Source organism: Flavobacterium sp., from assembly GCF_024642105.1.
In the GTDB taxonomy this organism is placed as follows: Bacteria; Bacteroidota; Bacteroidia; order Flavobacteriales; family Flavobacteriaceae; genus Flavobacterium.
On the sequence record NZ_JAHEBT010000012.1, the window covers coordinates 1 to 25,477 of the forward strand.

Sequence of the window (25,477 nt, forward strand, 5' to 3'; positions counted from 1 at the left end):
AACAAGATGACGAAGATGACGATTTGCCTTTCTAAATCGTAATAACTAACAACCACAACCACAACCACCTATTGATTAATTTCTTTAGGTGGTTTTTTAACCCCTAATTTCTAATAATGGAAAATCCTAACTATTATGCAATAATACCTGCTGAGGTTAGATATGATGAAAATCTGTCTCCTAACGCAAAATTATTGTTTGCAGAGATAACTTGTCTATGCAATAAGAATGGTGTCTGTAACGCCTCAAATAAGTACTTCTCGGACTTGTACAAGGTAAGTACAGTCTCTATTTCTAAGTGGGTTGCTCAATTGATAAGAAATGGGTACATTGAGACCAAAATGATATACAAAGATGGCTCAAAAGAAATACAAAATAGGAATATAAAACTATTGGTAGGTGTTAAAGAAAACTTTGATACCCCTATTAAAGAAAAGTTTAAAGATAATAATAATATTACTATAAATAGTAATATAGATGATATTGACTTTCAATCTCTGTTATTGGTATTCAACAAGATTACTGGTAAGAAGATGAAAGTTATGAATGAGAAAGCTAAGAAGCAATTCAGAGCACGTCTCAGAGATGGTTACTCAAAGCAAGAAATAATGAAAGCTATTAAGAATTGTTTTGATGATGACTTCCACAAGGCTAATCCAAAGTATCTAACACCTGAGTTTATATCAAGACCAGATAAGTTTGAAAAGTATGTCAACATAGATGGACATGATGATAGTAAAGAAGATGCTGCTTTAAGAAAAAGAAAAGAATTATTAAAATCAATGGGAATTTAAAATAAAATATCATGCCAGTAAGAAAAGAAAGAAGTTTAAAGAAGAAGAAAAGTATTTTTGAACTAAACATTGAGTTGAAAGAAAAGGCTAAAGAGTTAGCTAAGAATCACGTTGATACAAAACCAATTAAATATATGCTAAAATGAGACCTATACACAAACTAAACGGAGGTATTGGTGCTACATTATGTCATATTTGCTATGTGATAATTAGTACTGGATGGACTGACGATGTAATATGTAATACTTGTAAAGGTTACAAAGACTTAGGTAAGTTCTCAAAGAAAGAGATAAGAGAATTGTCTCACAAAAAATACTCTGATGAATTGCTATCTAAAATGATTGAACAAGAAGCACACAAAAACAATCAAAATCTAAACAAATGAAAATAACACTAGAGTATTACGGAAAAACAAGTTTTATTGAGATACCTGACGGTAGCACCTCAACAGTAGTATTAAACGATATGGCTAATCTATTAGTTGTAGCTGGTTATCATCCAGAAAGTATTAACGAATCATTAAAAGAATTAGCAGATGAGCGACAATAAAGTAGAGTTATTAGGTTGGTACGGAGACGATAAGGTTCACGCATTATCGGCTTGGACATCAACATCGAGAGATATAGATGAATCAAAGGTACAGAGAATACCAAATTTATTAAACATGTTAGCTTCAGAAGGTCATCATACACCGTTTGAGAAGAGTTCTTTACATTTCTTAGTAACAGTGGACCAGGCAACTCATATTCATCTCTTAAAACATCGTATAGGTGTTTCTATTAATGGCGAGAGTGCTAGGTATAAAGAACTCAAAGAAGACAAAACATATCTACCAGAAGATTGGTTCGGTATTGAGATTAGTGATGATGTAATCACTTGGGGTGAAAGGTTACAAAATTTTACCTATGAAGGAAATTTTCTATACCATCAATGTCTTGAAGAATTAACACCAATACTAGGTAGAAAGAGAGCAAAGGAATCAGCTAGGTTCTTTAAAACATTCAACTCTCAAATAACAATGGACGTATCTTTTAATTGGAGAAGCTTTGCACACTTTCAAGGATTAAGAAATTCAGAACATAGTCAAGTAGAAGTTAGGGAGTTAGCTGAAAAAATGTTGCAGCTAGTTAAAAATATTGATGGTAATCCATTTGAACATACAATTAAAGCATTCAAGCTATGAGTAAAGTAACAATATTCAAGGATTTATATTCTCTAAAAGACCCTAAGTATGTAGATATAGACTATGTATTGGAAAGTATAAAAGAAGAGAAGATAAAAGAAGTAGTACTAAGTGTTAGATCTGAAAAAGACAAGTCTTCTAGGAATCAAATTAAGAAAAGACTTCCTTGTGTATTGTTCTCTGGAGAGTTTACAGAAAGAAGTGATTTAGCTATTGTTAATCATAGTGGTTTCATTTGCCTTGACTTTGATGGATTTGAAAATTCACAATCATTAACCGATTATAGAGACTTCTTAATTAATGATAAGTTTACACACTCTGTTTTCATATCTCCATCTGGAGACGGTCTTAAATTGATAGTTAGGATACCTAGTGAAATAGCAGACCACAGAGCACACTTCTTATCACTTAAAGAGTATTATAACTCAAAGCACTTTGATGAGAGTTGTGTTAATGAAAGTAGAATATGCTACATGAGTTCTGATAAGGACATCTTTATAAATAAAGACAGCGAGGTTTTTATTGATAAGGTAAAACCTAAAGAGATTGTAAAGAAAGAATTCAAGGTAGAGATTCAGGATAGTCAAAAGATTATATCTGGATTGATGAAGTGGTGGAGCGAAAGGTATGGAATGGTAGAGGGTGAGAGAAACAGAAATGTTTATATCTTATCTATGGCATTCAATGAATTTGGTATTAGTGAGTTAGAAGCCAAAGGATTTATGATGCAATTCGCTCATCACGGATTCGATGAAGAAGAAATAAGAAACTGCGTAGAGAGTGCGTATAGAAAATCACATTTATTCAACACTAAAATATTTAGTGAAGATGTTAAGTTCGATGACTATACACCATCGTCAGTACAAGTAGATAAAAAAGTAAATATAAATTTTCAGAATATCTATGATAGTTCTTTTGTTGATGTAAGAAAAAAGATTGAGTACCCGCCAGTTGCTATTAGTATAGGTCAGCACAGCTTAGGTAGTAAAGTATTCCCGATACCATTTGGTACTTATGGAAACTTCTCTTGCATAGTTGGTGCTTCTAAATCTAAAAAGACGTTTTTAAAGTCTATGATTATGGCTTCTTATATAGGTGGTAAAGCTAATCAATATGCAGACTCAATTAAGAGCCACAGAGATAGAGATTGTTTTGTTATAGACATTGATACGGAGCAGTCAGCTTTTCACGCTCAAAACGTGTTTAAAAGAGTTCTACGTATGACTGGAGATACATCTTGCGACTTTTATAAACCGTTTGCATTAAGACCATACGAACCAAAGCAGAGATTAGAGTTTATAGAGTGGCTTATATACGAGAGTGATATGAAAGATAATATTGGATTGATTGGTATTGACGGTCTTGCAGATTTAGTTGATGACTTCAATGATTTGAAAGAGAGTCAAAATGCTATTCAGAAGATTATGAAGTGGACAGATGACAAGCAATTTCACTTAACAACTATTCTTCACTCTAATTATGGTAGTGCTAAAGCAGTTGGACACATTGGTAGTTCTGTTTTAAAGAAAGCAGAGACAGTTTGTTCGGTTGTTAACAACGATACTCACATCACAGCTCACTTCACACATACGAGAGGGTTTCCTATTACAGACTTCGATTACTCTGTAAATGATGATGGATTACCGTACATAATAGGAGAGTATAATGATAATGTAGAAGAAATTTATAAACCAAAAGCAGATGTATTTGTAGATCCTAAAGATGCATTTGACGATATACCATTTTAATTATGACACCAAAAGAAAAAGCAATAGAGTTAGTAAATAAATTTAAGCATAATTTATTTGACAAAAGAAATGTAAAAATCTACACAGAAGATGCAATTGAATGTGCATTAATAGTAGTTGATGAGATTATCAAGCAATGGGAATACATTGATACATATTTATCAAATATGAATGGTGAATTAAATCCTAATCTAAAGTACTGGTATGAAGTTAAACAAGAAATAGAGAAGTTATGACACTAAAAGAAAAGTTTTTTGAAGTCTATTTAAAGTATTACAAAAAGAGTAATGAGTTAGATAAAATGGCAGAAGTAGCAGATGATTATGCTATTGAGTTTGCAGATTGGAAAGAAAAATTTGTTTGTCAACATTGTGGAGGTAATGGATATACAGTTGAAGTAGAAGCAGAATGTTGCAGACAAAGAAGCGACTATTGTTGTGGCATACCTAATCCAGTTCAAGTACAAATAGGATGTTATTGCAATAATTTAAGTACAAAAGAAGTATTAGAAATATTTAAAAAAGAAAAAGGATTATGACGCCAAAACAAAAAGCAAAAGAGTTAATAAAAAAACATACACTTTATCAAGGTGATAATGGAGCTTTAAGAGAATATTACACAGATAAACTAGAAGCTAAAAGACATTGTATAAAAACTATTGATGAAATTTATAATTTATCTTGTTTAAAAATTGGACAATATTTGAAATCTTATTATGATAAAGAAAATTATTATTCTTTTTGGGAAGAAGTTAAATCTGAAATTGAAAATCTATGAAAAAAATTAAATATAACATTTCAATTTTTAAATTTTGGTTTAAATATATATTTTTAAAAACACCTATTAAAATAGAAGCGATAGAGTTTTTGCAAAAAAACTATAAAGCAACTAAAAGAGAGCAAAATCTAATTAATATAATAAGAAAAATTAACAATATTTAAAAAAGAAAAAGGATTATGAAAAAATTAAAAATAACTTTTGAAGATTGGGATTACGAATGTGGTGATGGTTGTTGCACATCTTACGGTACATACATATCACTGAATGACGAGAGATTAGAACATCCTAATCCAGAAGTACTTGACAATAGTTATGTAGGTATGGATGTTGAACAGTCATTAGAAGCTGTATTAAAGAAACTGGGGTATGAAGTTGAATTTGAACATAAATACGAAGAATAATTATGAGTGGAGGACACTGGGATTATATTCAGTATAGATTTACTGATGTAATAGAAGATATAGAAAAACTTATTAAACAAAATGGAAAACTCAAGACAAATGAAGAGTTAAAAGACTCTGGTTGGAAAGACGTTGATTGGTATGAAAAATATCCAGAGGATAAATATCATTATAAGTTTACTCCAGATATTATAAAAGAATTTAAAGAGGCTATACCTATTATTAAAAAGTCTCAGGTATATATTCAAAGAATTGATTGGCTATTATCTGGTGACGATGGAGAACAAACATTTTTAGAAAGACTTGGACAAGATTTAAAAAAAGAAGGATTATGATAAGGATATGGCACATTAGTGATACACATGGCTATCACAAATTATTAGATATACCAAACAATATTGACTTGGTAATACATTCTGGAGACGCAAGTAACTCAAGAGACCCGTACAACAATGAGTCAGAAATGAGAAGGTTTATTGATTGGTATAAAGATATTAATGTTAAACATAAAATATATGTAGCTGGAAATCATGATACTTCTATAGAGATAAAATTAGTTACAAAAAAAGATTTCGAAGATGCTGGTATTATATATTTAGAAAACGAATATGTAAATGTATTAGGTTTAAAAATATTTGGATCTCCACACACACCTCAGTTTGGTCAGTGGGCATTTATGAAAGATAGAGTTAAGCTAGAAAGATTTTGGAGAAAGGCAATGAATGAAGATTGCGATATAGTTGTGACACATGGCCCACCTAAAGGAGCTCTTGATAAGTCTTATGATAAAAATGGTAATATGGAACATTGTGGAGACAGGTCTTTATTCAATAGAATACGTGAGATAGAACCAGGATTATCTTTATTTGGACACATACATAATACAGACGACATAATAAATGCTGGAGTTTTAAAGTTTAGTGTTGGCGAAACGTTATATAGTAACGGTTCTGTAGTTACTGATGGTAAGTTTGGAAAATTAAGTAGTAATGGTAACCTAATAGAAAAGAATAGTAGTTTATGGCAAAGATTAAAAAGATATACAACCCAAGCATTCTTGAGTTAGGATATGCTAGATACGCTATTAATGAGGGTGTAGCTATATGTATACACCCCATACCTGATAGACCAACAATGTATTGGGTAGAAAAACATCGTTTAGACAACTATAAAAAGCCATCATTTCTTAGAAAGGATACCAATAAAAGAGATACCACAGAAAATAGAGAGGTATTTTCAGAGATTGATGCTTGGAAAAAAGTATTTGAGATGTATAAATTATATTACGATAAAAATAATTGATTAAACATAGTGTTATTTATAACTTTATTTTATACTTTTGAAGTATTAAATAACATAACGCTATGGATGCTAAAAAATTAGGTTACATAAACTTCACAATGAAGGAGATAAATAATTCTTCTGATGATATTTATGAGTCATACTTTGAAAGTAATGACGAGTTTAAAGACTCAATAATTAAATTAATAACTATTTTAAATTCAATAATTAATGACCTAGAAAATGAGTAAAAAAGAAGAGAGAAAAAAAATCATGTTGTCAGTTAAAGAAAGAGCTGCTTTTATATATAGCTCTGGTGATGTATCAATAGCTGACGCTGCTAGAAAAACATGTGAGGAGTTACAAATCCCTTTCGATGATACTGTTAGAAGATCAATATCAAAGTATCTAAAGAAAGTTGGTTTGACAAATAGTACTTTTAATAATACTATAGAAGACACAGATGTTTTTAAAGATGCTAAAAACAAAGAGATAGATAAAAGTAAAAGTAGGTTTATCTTTTCTTGGTGTCAATCTGAAACAGAAATCCATGAGGGGTTCTTAAATAATATTGAGAAGTATGCTGAACATATAGACGCTTCAATACATATTATTGCTGGTAGGTATAAAAATCCAACATCAATTCAATCAAATAAAAATACCAAGGCAAAAGAAAAGAATCTAAATAATTCGTGGCATCCTAGAGTTATACCTTACTTAGATGCTAATAGACATAAAATACACGACAACCTATGTTTATTATCAGATGTAAAGATACAGCCTACGGCATCAACTCCATTATCAGGATTAAATGGTATGACTGGTCTTGAAAGTTGTATAGTAGGACATCCTAGAGTTCACTTAAAATCACTACCAATACTTGATGGTTATCCACATAAGTTATTGCTATCTACTGGTAGTGTTTCAGTAGAGAATTATACCGATACAAAATCAGGAAAGAAAGGTGAGTTTCACCATACTCTTGGATTTGTAATTGTAGAGATAGATGGAGATAGCTTTCACATCAGACAAGTACAATGTGAAGAAGACGGTTCTTTTTATGATTTAAAATACTTTGTTTCAGACGGAGAAATTATGCTACATAGTGGAGTAGAAGCTATTGTATTTGGAGATTTACACTTAGGAGAAACTAATCCAGATATACTGGAGCAATCATTTGTATTGTCTGACTACTTAAAATGTAAAGATATAGTTCTTCACGATGTATTTAATGGTCACTCAATATCTCATCACGAAAGAATGGATCCATTTATACTAATGAAAAGGGAAGCTGATGGAACAGATGATTTAGATGAAGAGTTAAGTAATGTTATTCAGTTTTTTGATTTATTTTCAGAATATAACTTTGTAATGGTTAGGAGTAATCACGATGAGTTTTTAGATAGATGGTTAAAAGATGTTGATTGGAGAAAGACAATAAACAAAAAAGCTTATTTAAGATTAGCAAACCTACTATCTAGAGATGATAAAAGTATTGGTATAGTACCAATGTTTCTTAGCGATGTTAAAAACGTTACTTGTCTAGGTATTGATGATAGTTATAGGATAAATGAATGGGAATGTGGTATGCATGGACATATTGGTAGTAATGGAAGTAGAGGAGGCGTTATCCAATTCAAAAACCTAAACACTAAGAATGTTACAGGACATACTCACACACCTTGTCGTGAAGATGGTCATTGTTCTGTTGGTACGTTAACGCATTTAAGGGTAGGTTATAATAAAGGAGCTAGTTCTTGGATGAATTCAAACTTTGTTATATACCCTAATGGTAAAGGACATCATGTCCATATAATTAATAATAAATTTACAACGCTTTAATATGATTGATGCTATAGATTTTTTAAAAGAAGAATTAGCAGTAATTGATGCTAAACTAAACTACTTAATGAAAAGAGGTAGTAATGATGAGTCATTAGTAGATGACAAGAGAGAGATACAAACGCAAATAGCAATTTTAAAAGGAGATAAGTATGTACACGTTAGAAAGTATAGCTAGTATTATAGAGGATAAACTTAGTGTAAAATTAAAAAACCAAAATAGGGAGGCTCATAATGTAAGAGCTAAATCATTATTCTATTTCTTTTGTAAGAAGTTAATACCAAAGGTAACTTACCAATCTATGGTAGAGTATGTTGGTAATAGAAACCATTCTGGAGCAGTACACTTAATAAAAGATTTTAACTCTAGTCTAAAGTACGATAAGAATTTAAGACGTGACTACAATTTGGTAGCTCCGTACTTTGACGACTCAAACATATATAATTATGATGAGTTAGAGTTTATGGTTTTAGAGTGGGCTAAAGATAAAGGTATACTTGATAAGGCTACAACAACTGGTCAAGCACTTAAAACATTAGAAGAATGTAATGAATTAATTGATGCTATTGATAAAGAAGATACTTTTGAAATTGTAGATGCTCTTGGTGACATTTTAGTTACAATTATAATTCAAGCTAAGATGCAAGGAGTTCCATTACTTAATTGTTTAAACTCTGCTTACAATGTTATATCAAAAAGAACTGGTAAGATGGTCGAAGGACAATTTGTAAAAGACAAATAGAATGAATATAGAGCAAAGTATAGAGGTAGAGTTTACAAAGAATAGTAAAAGAAAAGAATATTACAACGTGGTGCTTGACAAAGACTACACTGTCGACTTTACCCTATACGTTTGTTTTAAGAATGACAATGTAAACATATCTGTTTATGACATTCAGGTTTTTGACAATAACGGAAAGTACATGACTCTTACTGATATGGAGTATTTAGAATTAATAAATGAGATAATAAAAAAAACAAAATGGGAAAAAGAATGATTTTACAAAAAAGCAATCCAAACAATACTGAAAACTTAATTATTAATGCTGATTTATCAAAACCAGTTGTTAGTCAATTAAATAATGTAACAGCACTAAGAGCTGAGGTATTTAGACATAAAGATATTAAAAAGTTCTCTGACATAATTATTGGTATTGACACTGATTTGTATTTAGATATGTTGATAGATATAAATAAAATAAATGATAAAGAAGATTTATCTATATTTTTTGCTACATCTATTGAAGATAATTATGACAGAGTAGTTAATTCATCAAATAATAAACAATACTTAATGTTTTTTGATGGTATGTTAACTACGTTGGATAAAGATTTTAATGAGGAAATAATTAAAGAGAGTTATTATGAGTAATATAACAAACGTAAAGAATGGCATTGAGTTATTAGTAACTCTTCAATTGGCTTTAGAGCTAATGGATGAGTACAATCTTAAAGGCAGAGCTAAGAATACAGCTAACATGTTTAAGGATGCATTAGAGAAAGATATAATGCAAAACTATCATAGAGTATATAATGAAGATCCTGAGATTCTTACAAACTCTTTAAACTTCAAAAACCAAATGATTGTAGATATAGCTTCTCTAGGAGAGAACGATGCTATACTTTTAGCTGACTACATAAGAAAGTTTATGGAGAATATAGAAGAGGTTAGAGAAAAAAAGGTTTTAATCTTTGATAAACTAATTTAATACAATATATTTGCAACGATAAGCACGTCAGAGTTCCTAAGGTAAAACACAACTCAGCAAGTTTTAAAAAACCTAGACCTATTCGTCTAAAGTGCGTTTTAGGACGGTGCTGCCTAAATGACTACTAGGAAAGACTAGTAACGGACTTGTATCGCCTCGCACTCATAATGCGTAGAAAGCGTAAAGGTTACATGGGATTTCGAGATTCCCCAGGTCCACTAAAAAAATAAGTATGAAAATAGATTTAGAATTTCCGTTTTTAGATTTTAAAGCTGGTTATTTAAACATAAATAAAGAACCTAGAAGACTTGTTTTACTTGTAAGAAAAGACAATACTAAAACAACAGTTTCTTATGCTAGATATTTAATGTCTGTAAAACTAAAAAGACTACTTAATAAGGAAGAACAAGTAGACCATATAGATAACAATAAGTTAAATGATAGCATTGAAAATTTACAAATACTAAGCGGGTTAGAAAATACAAGAAAATATGTTGTTAGTTCTGGAAAAAAAACAAAAGATATTGAAATGGAATGTCCAGTTTGTAATGCCAAATTTTCAAAGAAAAGAAAAAATGTTATCTCAAAAATAACAAGTGGAAAGACTCCAACATGCTCTAGGAGGTGTGGAGGTATATATTCTCACAGAAAAATATAAAACTGATTATGAAATAAGAATCCTTATAAACCTTATAATGTTGGTCGTTGTTATGGTCGTATCACTATCTAGCTGTAATCGGAAGTTATTCATAACACTAGGTAAATAACAATATAGGTGACTGATGGAGAGACATCAAATTATTAATCTAAATTAAATTAAAAATGTTTGTAAAAATTAAAGAATTACCAAAAGATTTAAAAAAGAAAGCTCTAAAAAGAATGGTTCAACAAGGAAAAGACGCTGATGAAAATGAAATATTAGGAGGTGCTTTTGCTTGGAAACAAACTAAAGAAGGTCATAATTTCTGGAGTGAAGTATGTGATAATTTCACAAATATCAAACCAATTGATACTAAAAGGTTTATTGAGCTTTTAGGTATAGAAGTTATAAATCACGAAGAGGTAAAACCAGACTCAGTAGTAGAATCTATTGTCAATCAATTCAGAGATAGGTCTTCAGTTGGTATTAAAAAATACGGTACTACTTTAGATAGAGACGACTTGACAACTAAAGACTGGATTGAACACGCAAAGCAAGAGGCTATGGACTTAATTCTATACCTTGAGAAACTAAAACAAACTCTATAATGAGAAAGAAAGGTACTCCACTAATCAGAGCTCAAAAGACTGAGTATAAAGGAAAGAAATTCCAAAGTAGACTCGAAGTATACATGTATAAACTTCTTGATGATAACGGTATTAAATGCAAGTATGAGGAGGAGAAGTTCACAATCATCAATCCATTTAACTTTCCTAATAAGTCCTATGAGAAAACAATAAATAGTAAAGATAAATTAGTAGACAAAGGAGGTAAAAAACATCTTGGTATTATATACACTCCAGACTTTATTGTAGAGAATGGAAACCAAAGAATAATAATCGAGTGTAAAGGATTAGCCACCGATGTATTCTCTATGAGGTTTAAACTATTTAAGAAGTGGATAGCCGATAATAAATTAGATTATGTTTTATTTACCCCTAGAAATCAAGGTCAATGTACTTTTGTTTTTGAAGAAGTAAAGAAGTTACTAAAAACCCCCAATTAAGGGGGTTTATTTTTACATTTTACTTTTATATATAATTGCTTGTTGTAGTTCAGAAGGCTTTATCGCTCCTATCATAGTGTAAGCGTCTAATTTAGACATCGTTTCTTTTGGTATTTTCTTACCATCATACTCTTTTAAAATACCAGCAACCCACATCTCTCTCTCTACTTTAGATTTTTTTGAAAATTCAACAGCATAATCTGGTATCTTACCACTCTTTATATCTATTTTCTTTTTAGCATAATCCCTAGCTTGATTAGACATTTCTATTGGAACACTTTCAAAGACTCTTCCAAATTTCTTCCAACCTTCTTCTTCTTTAGCTAATATCTGCTCCTTTGTAAGCCCTTCAGCTTTAAACTTAACTTGCCTAGATAGTCTATTGTAAAAATAATCTTCAATAAATTTCTTTTTCTGAAATTCCATCCTCTCTATTTTACCAATATTTCCAGACTGTATTATCTTTTGTTGTGCATCTAAATCAGGAACTCCTTCATTATCAGACATTTTAGCAAATAATTTAATGTCTTTGTATGCTGGAACTAACCCACCAGCATTAGCTACTCCTAAACCAACACTAAAATAATTACCTTTCGTTGCGTTTTTATAAATATCTATACCTTCATTAGCAACCAATCCTTTAGCTCCAAGAAATGAAGTTCCTAATCTAACTAAATTCTCTCCAGTGGTTTTATTTGGGCTATAAGCACTTTGTACTACAGCACTTGATTGGTCATATTCACCATCTCTTAACCCTAAATCTTCACCGTATTTTTCTTCAACCATTGATGCTCCATAGTTCATAATAGACCTTGTTGCACTACCAAATCCAGATGTAATCATTGATAATGCACCACCAGCTATTTGACGTGAAAGAGTTCCTTTTTTCTTTTCATCGTCGTCATTGACTTCCATTCCTATTATCGGTGCTATTACCCCTGTAAATATAAGTGCTTTTAATCTGTTGTTTATAACTGTATACGCTACTTGAGCCGCTATCTTTTGAGCTAAAATTGCAGCAGCCTCAGATTTTGATATTACACCATTATTTAAAGCTGATTTAATAGCTAAATATGCTCCTCCAGCTTGAGAAGTCATGTGACTAGCAAATAGAGATTGAGCCTTAACATACGCTTTTGTTACAGAGGAGTCATTTGCTGATGATAATAATTTATCAGCATTAGTCATGGGATTTTTACTGGATAATACACTAGATAGATTTGTATCAGCATTTATAACTGCATCTTCCATTATACTTCTATGAGCATCCATATACTCAACATCTCCCTCTGCTATTTTTTTATAATCTGGTTTTACACCATTATTTAATTCAGAAAACGTCTTGTCAAATAAACCAATCATAAATCTTTTAGCTACAAATGCATCTGGGGCTTCTACTAAAAACGATTGAATTTTTTCTATTGCTTGTTTACCTTCTGCTGCGTGAGTTCTATGATATATCTCTACAAGTTTATTTCTTAAATCAGAACTAATATTTTGGTTAGCAGAAACTCTTTTTTCAAATGGTACGTCAGCATTACCTCTAAAATGAGAGTCAGATAATACCCTAGAACCTTGTGGAAATTTTAAATTATATAATATATCATTAAAGTTAACACCTTCTTTCTCCATATTATATAGTATATTAAATCCATTAGCTATATCTGGAATGTGAGTAGCAGAGTTAACAATATTACTACCTAACTCAGCAGTTGCTTTTTCAACTCCAGCCAATTGAGATTTAGTAATTACCTTTTCAAGACTTGTTAAAATACCAAAATCTGAATACTCTCTATTTATAAAACTATCTAATGAGTTTACATGTATAGCTTCTAAGTAATTAACTAATGCGTTATGTTTGTCTGATAAAGACTTATCTGATTTTAATTTATTAAGTAATGAGCTTACAACTCTAGATTCATATAAAACATGATATTGTAACGATACATCGGTAAGGTAAGAGTTAGCGGTATTCATTGGTTGTGTTATATTTAAAACAGAATCAAAGTCACCAGTAGCACCAGTCTTTTCTTTTAAATTTCCAGACTTCATAGACGGTTTTAAAAACATATCTGCATTACCAGCTATTGAATTCTTAACACTCTCCATTGTTTTGGTATTACTAAAGAAATCAACAGGTCTATATATACCTTTATTTTTAAACTCTAAAGCTCTCTTCTCGTCAAAATAACTAGTACTCTCTGCTTTTGAAGATATATCACCACTATAAAAAGCATCTAAATCAGTTATCATTTTTCTGTCAGCTTCATTAAGACTTTTAAAGTAAGATTCTATATCTGAACCTCCTTTAGTTATCTTCATAAAGTTATCGTACTCTTCTTTTATAGCTTCTTTAGTATCTTCACTATACGCATTAGAATTTCTATTTAACGCCTTATCTATATATTCTGATACATTTCTATTTATTTTTGAATTACCTCCTTCTAAATGCATTCTTTGTATGGTATACAGTGTCTGTCTAACATTTGATTTAAGTATATCTCCAGGATTTCCTTTATATGCTTTATTTTGAGCGTTTTCTATTGGATTTAAAATCTGAAACTCTTGTTTTGATTTATAAGTTTCATGAGCTCCAATTTGCATAGCCATTTTACCGTATATATTTTTATATATTGGACTATCCATAACATTACCTAATATAGAATCTATACAATACTTAGGGTAATTTCTTAATTGATGGTAAAGAGCTGATTTATTTAATTGGTTTTTAGCATTAAAAATTTTAAATCCTAGTGCTATAGCTCTTTTTGATAAAGCCCAGTCAGTAAGTTCCTTTGATTTTTCTATAGCTGGTTTTAATTCAGATTCTCTTTTAAATTCATCAATTGATTGCCTAACATCTACAAGGCCAGCTTGTTGCAATCCTTTATCTAATCCAGATAATACCTTATAAAAATACCTTAGTTCTTCGGGTTTCAAACTATCTATCCATTTATTTTTCAATTCATTTCCAGACATTGTTTTAGAGCCTTGATTAAGAGTATCTCTAATAAAATCAGCATGTTGTTTAGAGTCTTTATCTAAAAACGTAGTTCCTATAATACTATCTTCAGCATTTAAAGACTCCACTGTTTTATTTATAGAATCTTTAAGCGAAGACATTTCCTCTGAATTATCCTTTGGTTGCTTTGGTTCTTCAACCTCTGGCTCAACCATAGATTTTTTTATTTCTGAAGTTAAATTACCTAGCTCTTGCAAAAACAAAGACTTATCCTGTATGTCAATATTTCTACCACTTATTTTCTCTAAGTATTTAGCATACTCTTTTTTAAACTCAGCAGGTACATACTCTGGTTTTATGGATAAAAAACCACCTATAACGCCTAACGAGTGTTGAGACTTATCTATTTTACCAGTTGATAAGTTAGATATAGCACTTTTTCTTTTAGACTTAAGTGATGCATCAGATTCTTTCCCAATAACTTTAGTAGCACCTTTAGATTTTATATCTTTATTAGATACTGCTTCATCTAAAAGACCATCGTAAAGTGCTTTTGCAAGTTCTTCTTTACTCTCGTATGTTTTAGTGTTACCGTTCTTATCTGTGTATGTATATTGATTACATGGATTAGCCATATATTAAAATAATTTTTCTTGTAGTAATAACATTTTAAACTTATCGTTAACATCAACTCCTTCAAGTTTATTTAACATATCACTAAATGTAGTAACGGAACTTTTTTGTGCATCTCTATAAAATTGCATAAAATCAAAAGCACTTATATCGCCACATTTAAAAATCTTCATTGAAATATCATTGTACTCTTCGTAAAGATTTATTTCATTATCGTATATCTCTTCTACACAATTCAACAAATTTTTAAACTCTAATATTCTAGGAGTTTTGTTTATTGGTAATTGAGGTATGACATTCCAATCTATTAAATAGTTTTGAAATCTTCTAGCGTGAACAATCTCTTCGTCACTCTCTTTTAAAAAGAATTCAGCAGCTTGTACAAAGCCAACAGAGGCACACCAATTACTTACAGATTGGTAGAAATAACTATGTTCATATTCTTTTTGTAATCCTAAAAGTAATAAATCAACTACTTCTTTACTTAATTTGTCTGGTTTAATCATTTGTATTATAAATTACAAGGTTCTTTTTTAAGTTTATCAGCTTTCTCAAGCTCTTTAATTAGTTTATCCATGTTGTCGTGAATAAATTTCATTTTTTCATCAGAATTAATAGCTTCATCTCTCTTTGATTCTAATTCTTTTTTCTGTTTTTCAAGTTCAGATTTAGCCTCTTCCATCTTAGACTTTCTATTCTCAGATTTACTTTTAGCTATTTTCTCTTCAGTAGATTTTATCTCAGACTCTTTTGCTTTTATTTCGTCTGACAAAGATACATAATCATCAGATACTTTTTTAGTTTCCTCTGATTTATTTTCTTTATCAACAGACTCTTCTTTAACTTTAATATTCTCAACTGGTTCTTTAGCAACAGGTTCTGTAACAACTTCAGTTTTTGTTTCCGTAGGAACTTCCCCTTCATCTTTTACATTTGAAAAATCTTCTTTAACAGCATTATCTTTCTTCTCGTTCTCAACAACCTTTTTGAGAACATCGTAATTAGTTATTTTAAATCCAGACTCTTTTTGTGCATCTGTAACGTCTTTTTCTAATTCAGACATTGCGTCTTTCTTTTTAGATTCCAAATCTTTAATATCCAAACCATCTACATAATCTACATATTTTTGAATCTCTAAAGCTTTATCTTTTATTTGCTCCTCTGTTATCTTTAACTGTTTTTTACCAGTAGGATTAAGTTCTTTATTTAAAGAAACCTCAGCATCAGACATAAGCCTATCTTTATCAGAAGCAGTCATGGTATCTAAATGATTATGCTTATCTTCAAATATAGATTTTCTTTTTTCTTCTAACGAATTCCACTCTTTAGCTAAATCATTTTTAATACCAGACATTGCATCTTCAGGTATACCACTATCTTTTAATTCCTTAACTTTATCTCGTATACTTTGTTTTTTATCTTCTATATCTAAAATATTAAACCTTTGTTGTCTAGTTAATCTACCAAAGTCATTGGCTTTTTTATCTATAAACTCTTGATTTCTTTTATTTAAAACTTCTATTCTATCTTTAGCTATTTTAATATCTTTATCGGATAAACCACCTATTGTTATTTCCTTATGTAATTTTGTCATCTCGACAATATTACTTTTGAATTTATTCATATCTGTTTTGTCAGAGAATTTTTCCAATGCGTAACCACCAGCTAACCCTCCAGTTGCTAAAATAGAATGCATAGCAGCCCCATCAAGATAACCAACTAATATTTTCTTTGTTCTATCATCTACTTTTTGACCAAGTACAACTTCATCAACAAACATTTTAGTAGCCGCAGAAGAAGCCATTACAACTCCAGTTTTATTTGATTCTAAAACACCTCTTGATAATCTATTTATATTTGTTTCAAAAAAGCTTTTAACGCCTCTATCGAACGTTTCTTTTTCAAAAGCACTCATACTACCTAAAATAGGTTTTAATCCCTGTAAAGCTCTACTAGCACCTCCTAGGGCTAGGTATTCAGCTCCAGCATATCCAGCCATAGCAGAATACTTCTCTAACTCAGAATAATTCTTTCCGCTTTCATCAATTCTTTTTGAAACTCCACCAGCTCCACCAGCCATTATAATAGCTTTAGCACCCATAGAGAATCCTTTAACCTCTGCAAAAGAATATGGAGCCATACCAGCTATTGTTTGAACTGCATATCTACCAAACATTTCAACTGGATTATCAGAATCAACAATGTCAGATAAAGATACGTGTCTAGTATCTTCACCAATTTTCTCTCCAAACCCCTGTATAGCTCCACCTACCTGTTTTGTTGTATTAGAGAAAGATGAGTAAACATTACCTATACCTTTTAAGGTTTCATTATCTTGACCCTTAAGTTTTTTACCTATAGTTCCTTCTACATCTCCAAGTGTTCTTATAGCACCACCAACTATATCAGCAGATGCTGAAGTAACATTACCAACTACAGAATCTATAAGACCATAGTTTAAAGAATACATTTTAATTCTTTCTTTAGCGCTAGTTTTTTTACTATCGTTTTTTTCGTAATCGTCAAGTAAATTAGTGTAATCTAATTGTAGTTTATTATATTCTTCTATGTTTGATTTATAAGAATCTAAAAATTCCTGTGTGTTTCCTTGACCAGACTTAAAGATAGCTTCTTGTGATTTTAAGTCTTGAGATAATAATTTTACTTTATTAGATATTGATTGTACATTTAATGCAATACCTTTTTGTATATCATTTATATCAGAAACTACAGATATATCTTTATACCTCAAAGATGCTTTTACGTCATCATCTAGTTGAGGTACTTTTTCGGCATAATTTCTAGCTATCTCTTCTCTCTCTATCTCGTGAGCTCTCATTTGTTTACCAACGATGTATGCTTCACTATCTGTAGCTTGAGGATGTAATTTCTTATACTTTGCTATTTGGTCTTTAAATGGAGTTGTATTTTCAGTAAACTTATACTCTGGGTTATTACCCATAAATTCATCAAATACATTATTAGTTACTTTTCCAAGTACGTCAGTAACTTTATTTATTGCAGACTTAAACAATCCTGGATTTTCCTCCTCTTTTATTTTTGAATCTACCTTTGTTTTATCAACTTGATTTAATGCAGCGAAGGCGCTATTAACTTTCTCATTGTAAATATCATTTCTATTTCTAACAATAGATGATAATTCATCAGTCATTTTACTAACTTCTTCTGAGTTTGAATCATTTACACTTACACTTTTCAAGTAATTTCTTAATTGAACCTCTCTAACACCACTTGTAACTCCTTTTGCATTAGAAACAGAAGAGCTCACTGGCTTCATTTTATCAAAGTCAGGAGCTATACTATTTGTGTCTATATATCCGAATGGAAATTTCTTTTTACTTATTCCATTTGAAGATACCAATCCCCCAGTTTTCTTTGGAGCTTCTGTAACCAATGTAGTATATACATCTTTCGGTTTTGATTTTGAACCCCAAACTTTTTCCGAAGAATCTTTTTTTTTTAAACCGACTAAGCTGTTAAATTCATTGTAATCTTTAAAACCCAACTCTTTTTTTGATGATTCAAAGAATACTTTTCTGCTATTATCGTTATCCATTAATGATTTAAACTCACTATAATTAGAAAATCCATTTTTAGAAGCGTAGCTATCGTAAAGCAATTTTAATTGTTCTTCGTTCATTTTTTTTAAATTTTATTTACCAGCTGCTTGTCTCATTTTTTCAGCAACAGTTAATTCTTTAGTATTAGATTTTGCACTTACTCCAGTACCACCTAAAGCTTTTCTTAATTCAGACTCATTTTTATAACCAGTTTGTCTCAATACTTCATTTAACATAGCCGCACTTGGTTGTCTAACAAAGTTATTAGTTTCATTAGGCATTCCAAAAGATGACAAAGCAAATTCTTGTTGGTCTTGAGTCATTTCTTCAAAAGTAGCTACTCCAGCTTTTTTCAAAGCCATTTTCATAGCTGTTTTAGAAACTCTAATTCCCTGAACCTCAATATTTCCTGTTTTGTGGTTATATAAAACATTTTGAGGAACATATCCTCCAAGACCAGGAGTCAATAACATTTTAATTTTAGTTAAACCTATTGGATTAGGATTATAATCAGATGGATTTCCAGTATATTTAACATCTTTTCCAAATTTATTTTTAAAATTATCAACTAAATTAACCCTGTCTATAGATGATATTACAAATCCAGTTTTGTCTTTTTGTCTATCTATAGCTGATTGATCTACATTTTTAATTACAGATTTATCTGTAGTTCCAGAAACAATACCCCACACTTTTGAAGCTATATACTTCTTATCTTCATCAGAATAATCGTCTTTATGTCTCGCTTCTGGAAACCTATTAGAATCCACTTGAGTTGCTAAATCAGCTAACGTAGTGTAGTTATTAAGAAGAACGTCTATTTGAGATTTAGCAGAATCTATTTGAGTTTTATTTAATCCAGTATAAAGTATCTTAGTTATTCCATTATCTGTTTGAGTTGTATTTTTACCAATATTGTTTCCGATTTCGGTAGCTACTTTATTCAAATCTGTAGCTAAAGGTATATTAGTAATAGCCCCGCTATTTATTTCCCCTTGAGTCCATCTATCTTTTACATTACCATAATTATCTATAAACATAGAAGTAACAGGTTTCCCTTTATAATCTAATACTAGTGACTGATCTGGATTTGTTTTGAAATTTTGAAAACTTCCATCAGGTAAAACTATAGAGCTTTGACCTTCATTAGCGTAAAAGTTATGAGAAGCATCAAACATTGGTTGAAACGCTTTAGATGTTTTACCTGTTATTTCTAATAATTTATTACCAGATGTTTTTATAGCTGTTGCTGTTTTCGCTAAATCTGAGACAGAATTTTTTAATGTAGAATGTCTAACCATTTCATCAGTAGTAGCTACTCCTTTTTGTATTTTAGAATCTAAATCAGCAAATTCACTTATATTATTTTGAACATAAGTAAGTGCTGATTTATCCCAAGCATAACTACCAGATTTTTCTCCAACATTAAACTCAATTGGTTTTTGTGGTTTTACTTCCTTTTGTTTTGGAATCATATCCTTAAGTCTCTCCAAATCCATTTGCTGAATTTTTTGAGCGTTAACAGCTATCTCTCCAAAGTCTACTTTAGGAGCTTCTACCGTTGCGTATGCACCTGCTTTTCCTATTGCCATTTATATATTTATTTACCGAATGGGTTTAACTGAGATTTAAAATATGATTTGTAAGCATCAGAATTATTACTTCCAAGCATTTTATCAAATTGCTTACTAGATTGATCCATTTGAATACCACTAGAAACTCCTTGTAGAGCACCACTAATTCCCTGCATCATTGATTGTTGTCCAGCATTTACTTGAGAAGATAAAGCAGCCACATTGTTTTGGTATCTTTGTTCTTGCATAGCTCTAATTCTAGCATCATCTTCAACAGCCATTTGAGCTATATCATTTTGTTGTTTCTCATAATCAGCAGCTACTTCTAAATCGGTTTGTTTAGCTTGTGCATTTACTGAAGACAATCCACCTATAACTCCTCTAATACCACCAGAACGTAATGTATCTACATTTTGAGCAAATCTGTTACCAGCATTCTCCACTTTTAAATCGTTACCCATAGTACTTACTTGAAGACCCTCTGTAACATTTTTTAATTCTGGAACCTTTAATTCCATCAATGCATTTTTAGCATCACTAGCCTGTTTAGCTCCTTGTATTGCTTGAAAAGCACCTCCAATTAAAGATAAACCACCTGATATAAGTCCAAACATTATTTTTTATTTTTATATATTATTGTTTTGTTCACAATCATAAAGTATGCAAAGATAATTAAATATTGTTAGATACACATAGTTATATATATATTTATATATATATATATTATTATCTTTAAACTTTTCTTTAATACCTATTAAACAAATGTTTAATACCTATTGGAATGATTTAAACACTTCTGCGTTTACAGAATATAAATCTTGTGGTGTTCCTTCACCAGTAGAAGTTAACTTTACTTCTAACACATATCCTTTAATACCATAACTTTCAGCCTCTGCATTTTTAGCTATAAAATAAAAAGCATTATTCTCTATTGTTATAGATGGATTTGGAGTTATAGTTGTTAATTGATATAAGTCAAATGAAACCAACTTACCAACTTTAACGATTGTACTATCACTTGGTTTTACAAAATAAAGACAATCCTCCTCTGATAAAAAAGAAGGTAAACTATTAAAAGTATACGTGTTTTCACTTCTTGATATTGGTGTTCCAAGACCCTGTACTGAAATATGATGAAAATCTGTCGAATCAGCTTCATTTCTTCTTATAAAAGCATAATGTTCTCCTTCTCTTGTTTGGAAATGAGAAGAACTTATGTAGCCTGAATCCATAGTGCTTTTTAATTCAACATCCCAATTGTTATCACTAGATTCTAATGATATTGTTTTAAAATGTTTTACATCACTAGGGTCTTGATTAAATGCAAATGTAATAGTTGAATCATGATTAGTTAAAACACCATCTTCATTATAAAAGAAATTTTTAGGAGATACTTCTGAATGGTGTCTAAATAACTGACCCTTTTTAAATGAATAAAAATTATCACCAAGCCTAGACATCCACTCTGGTTTGTAAGACCACATAGATGTCCATCCATTATTTTTTTCGTCAAACGATATTGTATTTGCCATTTTTTAACAAGCTGTTAATTTAGTTATTGTTGTTCCAGTACTAGGACTAACTGATATTATTCCTTCTTGAACACATGTATATGTAGCTGTTCTATCTTTTTGAAGACCAACAACATGAGTTATTCCATCGCAATCAGTCCAAGTAACATTTACAGTATATGGATTTCTATTTTCAACTGAATAATTAAAACATTGTATTGATGTGCTACAAGATTGAGATTCTGTTAATATTGGGCATTCAGCACCTCCATTTGATGCTGTCGTTATAACAGTTCTTGTTCTTGTGATTTGACCATCTATACATTCAGACCATCCAGACCAATCAGAAACCACACAATCTACAGATATAGGACTTCCATCACAATTAAAAGGCTCTAATAACTTACCAAATAATTGTTGTCTATAAATACCTCCAAACGAATAATAACCATCTGTAGCTTTATTAGATAAAGTAACATCAGTATATACTGAAGTTGCTGTAATAAAACTATTTGAATTTATATAAAATGTTGATGATATTGGCATCTATTTATTTTTTAAATATAACGTAATCAAAATCAAAATTTTGAACTACAGATTGCATTTCTCTAAAATAAACTTTAAAAGATGTAGATGTTTTATCTTTAACAACAAATATAACTTCATCTTGATTAGTAACACCAGTTGCTTTTGAAACTATAGTTCCTAAAACTATATAGTCTGAAGTTCCTAAATCAGAAAATGAAATAGTTGCATTGTCGTGACCACTATAAATATCTCCAAATGTTAATGTTCCTTTTAATAATGGAGCTGAGTCAGCTATATAATTTAATATAGCAGTTTCAACAGCTCTGTGTTCTGTAGCGGTAATTGTACTTCCACTAGCTAAGTTAACGTCTATTAAGTTTTGTATTTCTGTTTTTGTCATAATAATGAATCTATAAAATAATCTGATGAATAATCTAAATTTGAGTAATCTGATGTTGATGAACAATCACAAGCTATTAAATAATCTGTTTCATTATAACATAATTCTATTTGAGTTGCAATAACATCGCAATTTTCAACATCTATATAATCCCAAATTAAATAAAGTTTTTGACCAGATGTTCTTGTAAAATTAAATTCTATATAGTTATCTGAACCACTATTTATAATTGTTGGGTAAGTTGCTGTATCTATTATTTGTTGAGCGTCTAAATCAGAAGATGTTATAACATAACCTATTTTATTACAAGAAGTAAACTCTCCAGTTTCTTTTGTTGATGTAACTCTTATTAATGAATTATTATAAGGTATTTCATTCTCACCTTCATTTCCAAAATCAGAATTAAATCTAGAAATACCACTTGATAAAAATACATCTAATAAAGAAGATTCTCCACTTTTACCTAAAGTAGAGTTACTCCAATAATATTTATTTGTCATAGATTTACTAACATCTAAATCATCATTTACTACTAAAGTAATAACTTCCAATTCAGGTGTTGTAACGCAATGATTTGTCAAAGATAATGAAACTAACGTATTTGATGTATTGTATATTGTTAATACACCTTCACTACCACTAGTTGGTTTTGAGATAGATAAAGTTCCAGAACCTGTCCTGTTACTAAAAGTTGTAGTAACTCCATTTATATTTACATCAAAATCAGCAGAATCACCACTATCTAAACTATAATCTATTGTATGTGTTCCTATATTCGAACCTAAATTAATTTTATAAATATAAGTTGAATTAGGTTCTATATTTAACCATTGTATTTTTTGGTTACAAACAAGTATATTTTCATAAGAAACTTTTGAATCTGATAGTGATAATATATAATTATTATGAACTGGATCGTATCCTCCGTATTTAAAGTTTGATTTATACGTTCTTAAATTATCAGAAAACCAATCTCTCATTTTGTATCTTGATATTGGTTCTAATCCATCTCCTCCTAATCTTAATACAACTCCTTTTGTAGTATCTGTAAAATACAAAGAATTAGCATAATAAGAAAAACTTTCTGGATTAATACTAATACCCCATTCTCCAGAAAAAGGAACTTCTTGACCCAACACTTCTTCTATAGAAGATATTTGACCACCACCTATAGCATCTGTTAATATGTTTTTATTATATAATACTTTATGAACCTTATCTTCTTGCAATATGATTAAATCAGTATCTCTTGAATGTATTTTTTGAATACTACCATATTTATCGTCTAAATCTTTATAATTTGCTCTTGATAAATTGAATTCATTAAGTGAATTATAATTTGTTGTTTTATCAAATGCACCACTATAAGTTAATGAAGCTATATTTCTTCTTTCTTTATATCCATCTAATTGAACCGCATTAGGTCTTGAATTTGTAGATAAGAAATTTTTATTAAATACATCTTTAACAATATAACTTTCGGCTCCATTTCCTTGAGTAAAACAGTTGAACCAATCTAAATTTATTATTGCTGAATTAGAAGTTAATGATTGACTTGTATCGGAATTTATTTTACCTAAATGATACCCATTATTAATTAAATATGTGTCTTGAGTTTCGTAAAAAACTTCGGAATGATTATCTTTCGGATCTGTTTCAAGTATCAAAACACTAAAACCTGTAGTTATGGTTATTTTTGCATATAAAAAAGATCTATTTTGACCATTACCATTTAACTGGTTTTTAATTTTTAAATATAAAAATCCATTAGGGTCTAATGTTATTACTTCTCCATATTCTTCTAAACCTCCAATACCAAATAAACCACCTCCAGAAGAAGATTCGTTTTTAGTAAATCCTCTAACAAATTCATATGTTTTAAAATCACCTAATCCATCTCCTTCTGTTTCGAACCAAGATTGAAAATTATCATAACTATCGCTTACTATATAATCTTTTTTAAACTGAACATTATTACCAGAGTTTCCACCTTTTGTATTTGAAATATCTATAGTTATTCTACTACCAGGCGTTATAGCAATATCTTCTGAAATTGGCATTGTATATGTACCTATGTTTTTAGAAAAACCATTAGCACCACCTGCAAAAACAAAAAAGTAATCACCCATATTAGCTGATTCTTTATTGAATTCGTAAAAGTTTTTTTCAATTCCATCTATATTTAAAGCTCCAGATGATTTTACTTTTATATATACTCCAGCAGCTTCTATTAAATCCTCATTTAATTGGTTTTTATTTCCAGATATAAAATCTTTAGGTTTAACAGCATATTCTAAAACCTGTAATTTTATTACTTCTTCAGAAGGTCCATTTATATTTTTCTTTACAATTAAATAATCGCCTTCTTGTACTTTTTGTTTATCTTGACCCTCTAATTTAATCCATAAAAAACTACCTTCTTGATATGCTATAACTCCATATATTGTTTGATAGCTTAATTTACTATCTTTTACGAATATTTTATATCTATTAGCCCAATATGGTGGTTTATGTTTTATTTCTAATTGTAAAGAATTGCTATTTATACTATTTTTGATAGGTATAAAAGCAGTATTATCTTTAGACGACAATACAGTAGAATATCTTCCATCATCATCTAAATAAACAATACCAGTTTCGTAACTTCTATTTGATTTACAACTAGCATAAACATTTCCAGAAGAAGAATATAATCTAACACTATCTATTTTTATATGATAGTATTCATCTTGATATGTATAAACAGAATCATCTGGATTGCTTGGAGTAGAATCTATTTGATGATGTATATATGGTATTTTTATTCTTAAAACATTTGAAGATGTAGCTGGTATTATTGTAAA

The 25,477-nt window shown here is 30.1% G+C and carries 33 protein-coding genes; 24 read left to right on the plus strand and 9 right to left on the minus strand.

Annotated elements, in window-relative coordinates:
- The first annotated feature begins 116 nt into the window (after positions 1 to 116).
- The 24 genes from Q0L65_RS03530 (at position 117) to Q0L65_RS03645 (ending at position 11,445) form a co-directional block, all read left to right on the plus strand.
- Positions 117 to 794: a helix-turn-helix domain-containing protein gene (locus tag Q0L65_RS03530; protein WP_296683513.1), complete on the plus strand. Its 678-nt coding sequence runs from the start codon at positions 117 to 119 to the stop codon at positions 792 to 794.
- A gap of 11 nt (positions 795 to 805) precedes the next feature.
- Positions 806 to 940, plus strand: a complete 135-nt coding sequence (locus Q0L65_RS03535; protein WP_296683515.1) for a hypothetical protein — start codon at positions 806 to 808, stop codon at positions 938 to 940.
- Positions 937 to 1,179, plus strand: coding sequence for a hypothetical protein (locus tag Q0L65_RS03540; protein ID WP_296683518.1), 243 nt, complete (start codon positions 937 to 939; stop codon positions 1,177 to 1,179). The genes Q0L65_RS03535 and Q0L65_RS03540 overlap by 4 nt, the downstream gene beginning before the upstream one ends.
- Entirely contained in the window at positions 1,176 to 1,343 is a 168-nt protein-coding gene (locus Q0L65_RS03545; protein ID WP_296683520.1) for a hypothetical protein, read from the plus strand. Before Q0L65_RS03540 ends, Q0L65_RS03545 begins: the two co-directional genes overlap by 4 nt.
- Positions 1,330 to 1,977 (plus strand): FAD-dependent thymidylate synthase, encoded by a 648-nt coding sequence (gene thyX / locus Q0L65_RS03550; protein WP_296683522.1) that lies wholly within the window; start codon positions 1,330 to 1,332, stop codon positions 1,975 to 1,977. Before Q0L65_RS03545 ends, thyX begins: the two co-directional genes overlap by 14 nt.
- Positions 1,974 to 3,725 carry a BT4734/BF3469 family protein gene (locus Q0L65_RS03555; protein WP_296683525.1) on the plus strand — a complete coding sequence of 584 codons (1,752 nt, stop codon included), beginning with the start codon at positions 1,974 to 1,976 and terminating at the stop codon, positions 3,723 to 3,725. The genes thyX and Q0L65_RS03555 overlap by 4 nt, the downstream gene beginning before the upstream one ends.
- 2 nt (positions 3,726 to 3,727) lie before the next feature.
- On the plus strand, positions 3,728 to 3,961 hold the full coding sequence (locus tag Q0L65_RS03560) for a hypothetical protein (protein ID WP_296683527.1): 234 nt from the start codon (positions 3,728 to 3,730) through the stop codon (positions 3,959 to 3,961).
- A complete protein-coding gene (locus Q0L65_RS03565) occupies positions 3,958 to 4,263 on the plus strand; it encodes a hypothetical protein (protein WP_296683530.1) in 306 nt (101 codons plus the stop codon). The genes Q0L65_RS03560 and Q0L65_RS03565 overlap by 4 nt, the downstream gene beginning before the upstream one ends.
- The gene (locus Q0L65_RS03570) at positions 4,260 to 4,502 is read left to right on the plus strand and encodes a hypothetical protein (RefSeq protein ID WP_296683534.1); all 243 of its coding nucleotides are present in this window, start codon (positions 4,260 to 4,262) and stop codon (positions 4,500 to 4,502) included. The genes Q0L65_RS03565 and Q0L65_RS03570 overlap by 4 nt, the downstream gene beginning before the upstream one ends.
- The gene (locus Q0L65_RS03575; protein ID WP_296683536.1) at positions 4,499 to 4,666 is read left to right on the plus strand and encodes a hypothetical protein; all 168 of its coding nucleotides are present in this window, start codon (positions 4,499 to 4,501) and stop codon (positions 4,664 to 4,666) included. The genes Q0L65_RS03570 and Q0L65_RS03575 overlap by 4 nt, the downstream gene beginning before the upstream one ends.
- Before the next feature lie 15 nt (positions 4,667 to 4,681).
- Positions 4,682 to 4,906: a hypothetical protein gene (locus Q0L65_RS03580; protein WP_296683540.1), complete on the plus strand. Its 225-nt coding sequence runs from the start codon at positions 4,682 to 4,684 to the stop codon at positions 4,904 to 4,906.
- A 2-nt stretch (positions 4,907 to 4,908) separates the two neighbouring features.
- A complete protein-coding gene (locus Q0L65_RS03585; protein WP_296683543.1) occupies positions 4,909 to 5,241 on the plus strand; it encodes a hypothetical protein in 333 nt (110 codons plus the stop codon).
- Positions 5,238 to 5,972 (plus strand): metallophosphoesterase, encoded by a 735-nt coding sequence (locus tag Q0L65_RS03590; RefSeq protein WP_296683547.1) that lies wholly within the window; start codon positions 5,238 to 5,240, stop codon positions 5,970 to 5,972. The genes Q0L65_RS03585 and Q0L65_RS03590 overlap by 4 nt, the downstream gene beginning before the upstream one ends.
- Positions 5,927 to 6,208: a hypothetical protein gene (locus Q0L65_RS03595; RefSeq protein ID WP_296683550.1), complete on the plus strand. Its 282-nt coding sequence runs from the start codon at positions 5,927 to 5,929 to the stop codon at positions 6,206 to 6,208. Before Q0L65_RS03590 ends, Q0L65_RS03595 begins: the two co-directional genes overlap by 46 nt.
- 62 nt (positions 6,209 to 6,270) lie before the next feature.
- Entirely contained in the window at positions 6,271 to 6,438 is a 168-nt protein-coding gene (locus Q0L65_RS03600) for a hypothetical protein (protein WP_296683553.1), read from the plus strand.
- Positions 6,431 to 8,029, plus strand: a complete 1,599-nt coding sequence (locus Q0L65_RS03605) for a hypothetical protein (RefSeq protein WP_296683556.1) — start codon at positions 6,431 to 6,433, stop codon at positions 8,027 to 8,029. Before Q0L65_RS03600 ends, Q0L65_RS03605 begins: the two co-directional genes overlap by 8 nt.
- 1 nt (position 8,030) lies before the next feature.
- Positions 8,031 to 8,207, plus strand: a complete 177-nt coding sequence (locus Q0L65_RS03610; protein ID WP_296683560.1) for a hypothetical protein — start codon at positions 8,031 to 8,033, stop codon at positions 8,205 to 8,207.
- Entirely contained in the window at positions 8,182 to 8,772 is a 591-nt protein-coding gene (locus Q0L65_RS03615; RefSeq protein WP_296683566.1) for a MazG-like family protein, read from the plus strand. Before Q0L65_RS03610 ends, Q0L65_RS03615 begins: the two co-directional genes overlap by 26 nt.
- Before the next feature lies 1 nt (position 8,773).
- On the plus strand, positions 8,774 to 9,028 hold the full coding sequence (locus tag Q0L65_RS03620; RefSeq protein ID WP_296683569.1) for a hypothetical protein: 255 nt from the start codon (positions 8,774 to 8,776) through the stop codon (positions 9,026 to 9,028).
- A complete protein-coding gene (locus Q0L65_RS03625; protein ID WP_296683572.1) occupies positions 9,013 to 9,402 on the plus strand; it encodes a hypothetical protein in 390 nt (129 codons plus the stop codon). Before Q0L65_RS03620 ends, Q0L65_RS03625 begins: the two co-directional genes overlap by 16 nt.
- A complete protein-coding gene (locus Q0L65_RS03630; RefSeq protein ID WP_296683574.1) occupies positions 9,395 to 9,739 on the plus strand; it encodes a hypothetical protein in 345 nt (114 codons plus the stop codon). The genes Q0L65_RS03625 and Q0L65_RS03630 overlap by 8 nt, the downstream gene beginning before the upstream one ends.
- A 232-nt stretch (positions 9,740 to 9,971) precedes the next feature.
- Positions 9,972 to 10,397: an HNH endonuclease gene (locus Q0L65_RS03635; RefSeq protein ID WP_296683577.1), complete on the plus strand. Its 426-nt coding sequence runs from the start codon at positions 9,972 to 9,974 to the stop codon at positions 10,395 to 10,397.
- A 164-nt stretch (positions 10,398 to 10,561) separates the two neighbouring features.
- Positions 10,562 to 10,987 carry a hypothetical protein gene (locus Q0L65_RS03640; protein ID WP_296683582.1) on the plus strand — a complete coding sequence of 142 codons (426 nt, stop codon included), beginning with the start codon at positions 10,562 to 10,564 and terminating at the stop codon, positions 10,985 to 10,987.
- Positions 10,987 to 11,445 (plus strand): DUF1064 domain-containing protein, encoded by a 459-nt coding sequence (locus Q0L65_RS03645; protein ID WP_296683585.1) that lies wholly within the window; start codon positions 10,987 to 10,989, stop codon positions 11,443 to 11,445. Before Q0L65_RS03640 ends, Q0L65_RS03645 begins: the two co-directional genes overlap by 1 nt.
- A 12-nt stretch (positions 11,446 to 11,457) precedes the next feature.
- Here Q0L65_RS03645 and Q0L65_RS03650 read toward each other — a convergent pair whose 3' ends face one another.
- The 9 genes from Q0L65_RS03650 to Q0L65_RS03690 all read right to left on the minus strand — a co-directional run.
- Positions 11,458 to 15,042: a hypothetical protein gene (locus Q0L65_RS03650; protein WP_296683589.1), complete on the minus strand. Its 3,585-nt coding sequence runs from the start codon at positions 15,040 to 15,042 to the stop codon at positions 11,458 to 11,460.
- A 3-nt stretch (positions 15,043 to 15,045) separates the two neighbouring features.
- Positions 15,046 to 15,546: a ferritin-like domain-containing protein gene (locus Q0L65_RS03655; RefSeq protein ID WP_296683591.1), complete on the minus strand. Its 501-nt coding sequence runs from the start codon at positions 15,544 to 15,546 to the stop codon at positions 15,046 to 15,048.
- 5 nt (positions 15,547 to 15,551) lie between these two features.
- Positions 15,552 to 18,701, minus strand: coding sequence for a hypothetical protein (locus Q0L65_RS03660; RefSeq protein ID WP_296683594.1), 3,150 nt, complete (start codon positions 18,699 to 18,701; stop codon positions 15,552 to 15,554).
- Positions 18,702 to 18,713: 12 nt separating this feature from the next.
- Positions 18,714 to 20,213, minus strand: coding sequence for a hypothetical protein (locus Q0L65_RS03665; protein ID WP_296683597.1), 1,500 nt, complete (start codon positions 20,211 to 20,213; stop codon positions 18,714 to 18,716).
- An 8-nt stretch (positions 20,214 to 20,221) separates the two neighbouring features.
- Positions 20,222 to 20,809, minus strand: a complete 588-nt coding sequence (locus Q0L65_RS03670) for a hypothetical protein (RefSeq protein ID WP_296683600.1) — start codon at positions 20,807 to 20,809, stop codon at positions 20,222 to 20,224.
- Between the two features lie 159 nt (positions 20,810 to 20,968).
- Complete coding sequence (locus Q0L65_RS03675; protein ID WP_296683602.1) at positions 20,969 to 21,727, minus strand: hypothetical protein; 759 nt, start codon at positions 21,725 to 21,727, stop codon at positions 20,969 to 20,971.
- Positions 21,728 to 21,730: 3 nt separating this feature from the next.
- Positions 21,731 to 22,252, minus strand: a complete 522-nt coding sequence (locus Q0L65_RS03680) for a hypothetical protein (protein ID WP_296683605.1) — start codon at positions 22,250 to 22,252, stop codon at positions 21,731 to 21,733.
- Between the two features lie 4 nt (positions 22,253 to 22,256).
- On the minus strand, positions 22,257 to 22,634 hold the full coding sequence (locus Q0L65_RS03685) for a hypothetical protein (RefSeq protein WP_296683608.1): 378 nt from the start codon (positions 22,632 to 22,634) through the stop codon (positions 22,257 to 22,259).
- Positions 22,631 to 25,477, minus strand: a 2,847-nt coding sequence (locus tag Q0L65_RS03690) for a hypothetical protein (protein ID WP_296683611.1), incomplete at its 5' end; no start/stop codon positions are given. The genes Q0L65_RS03690 and Q0L65_RS03685, both read right to left, overlap by 4 nt.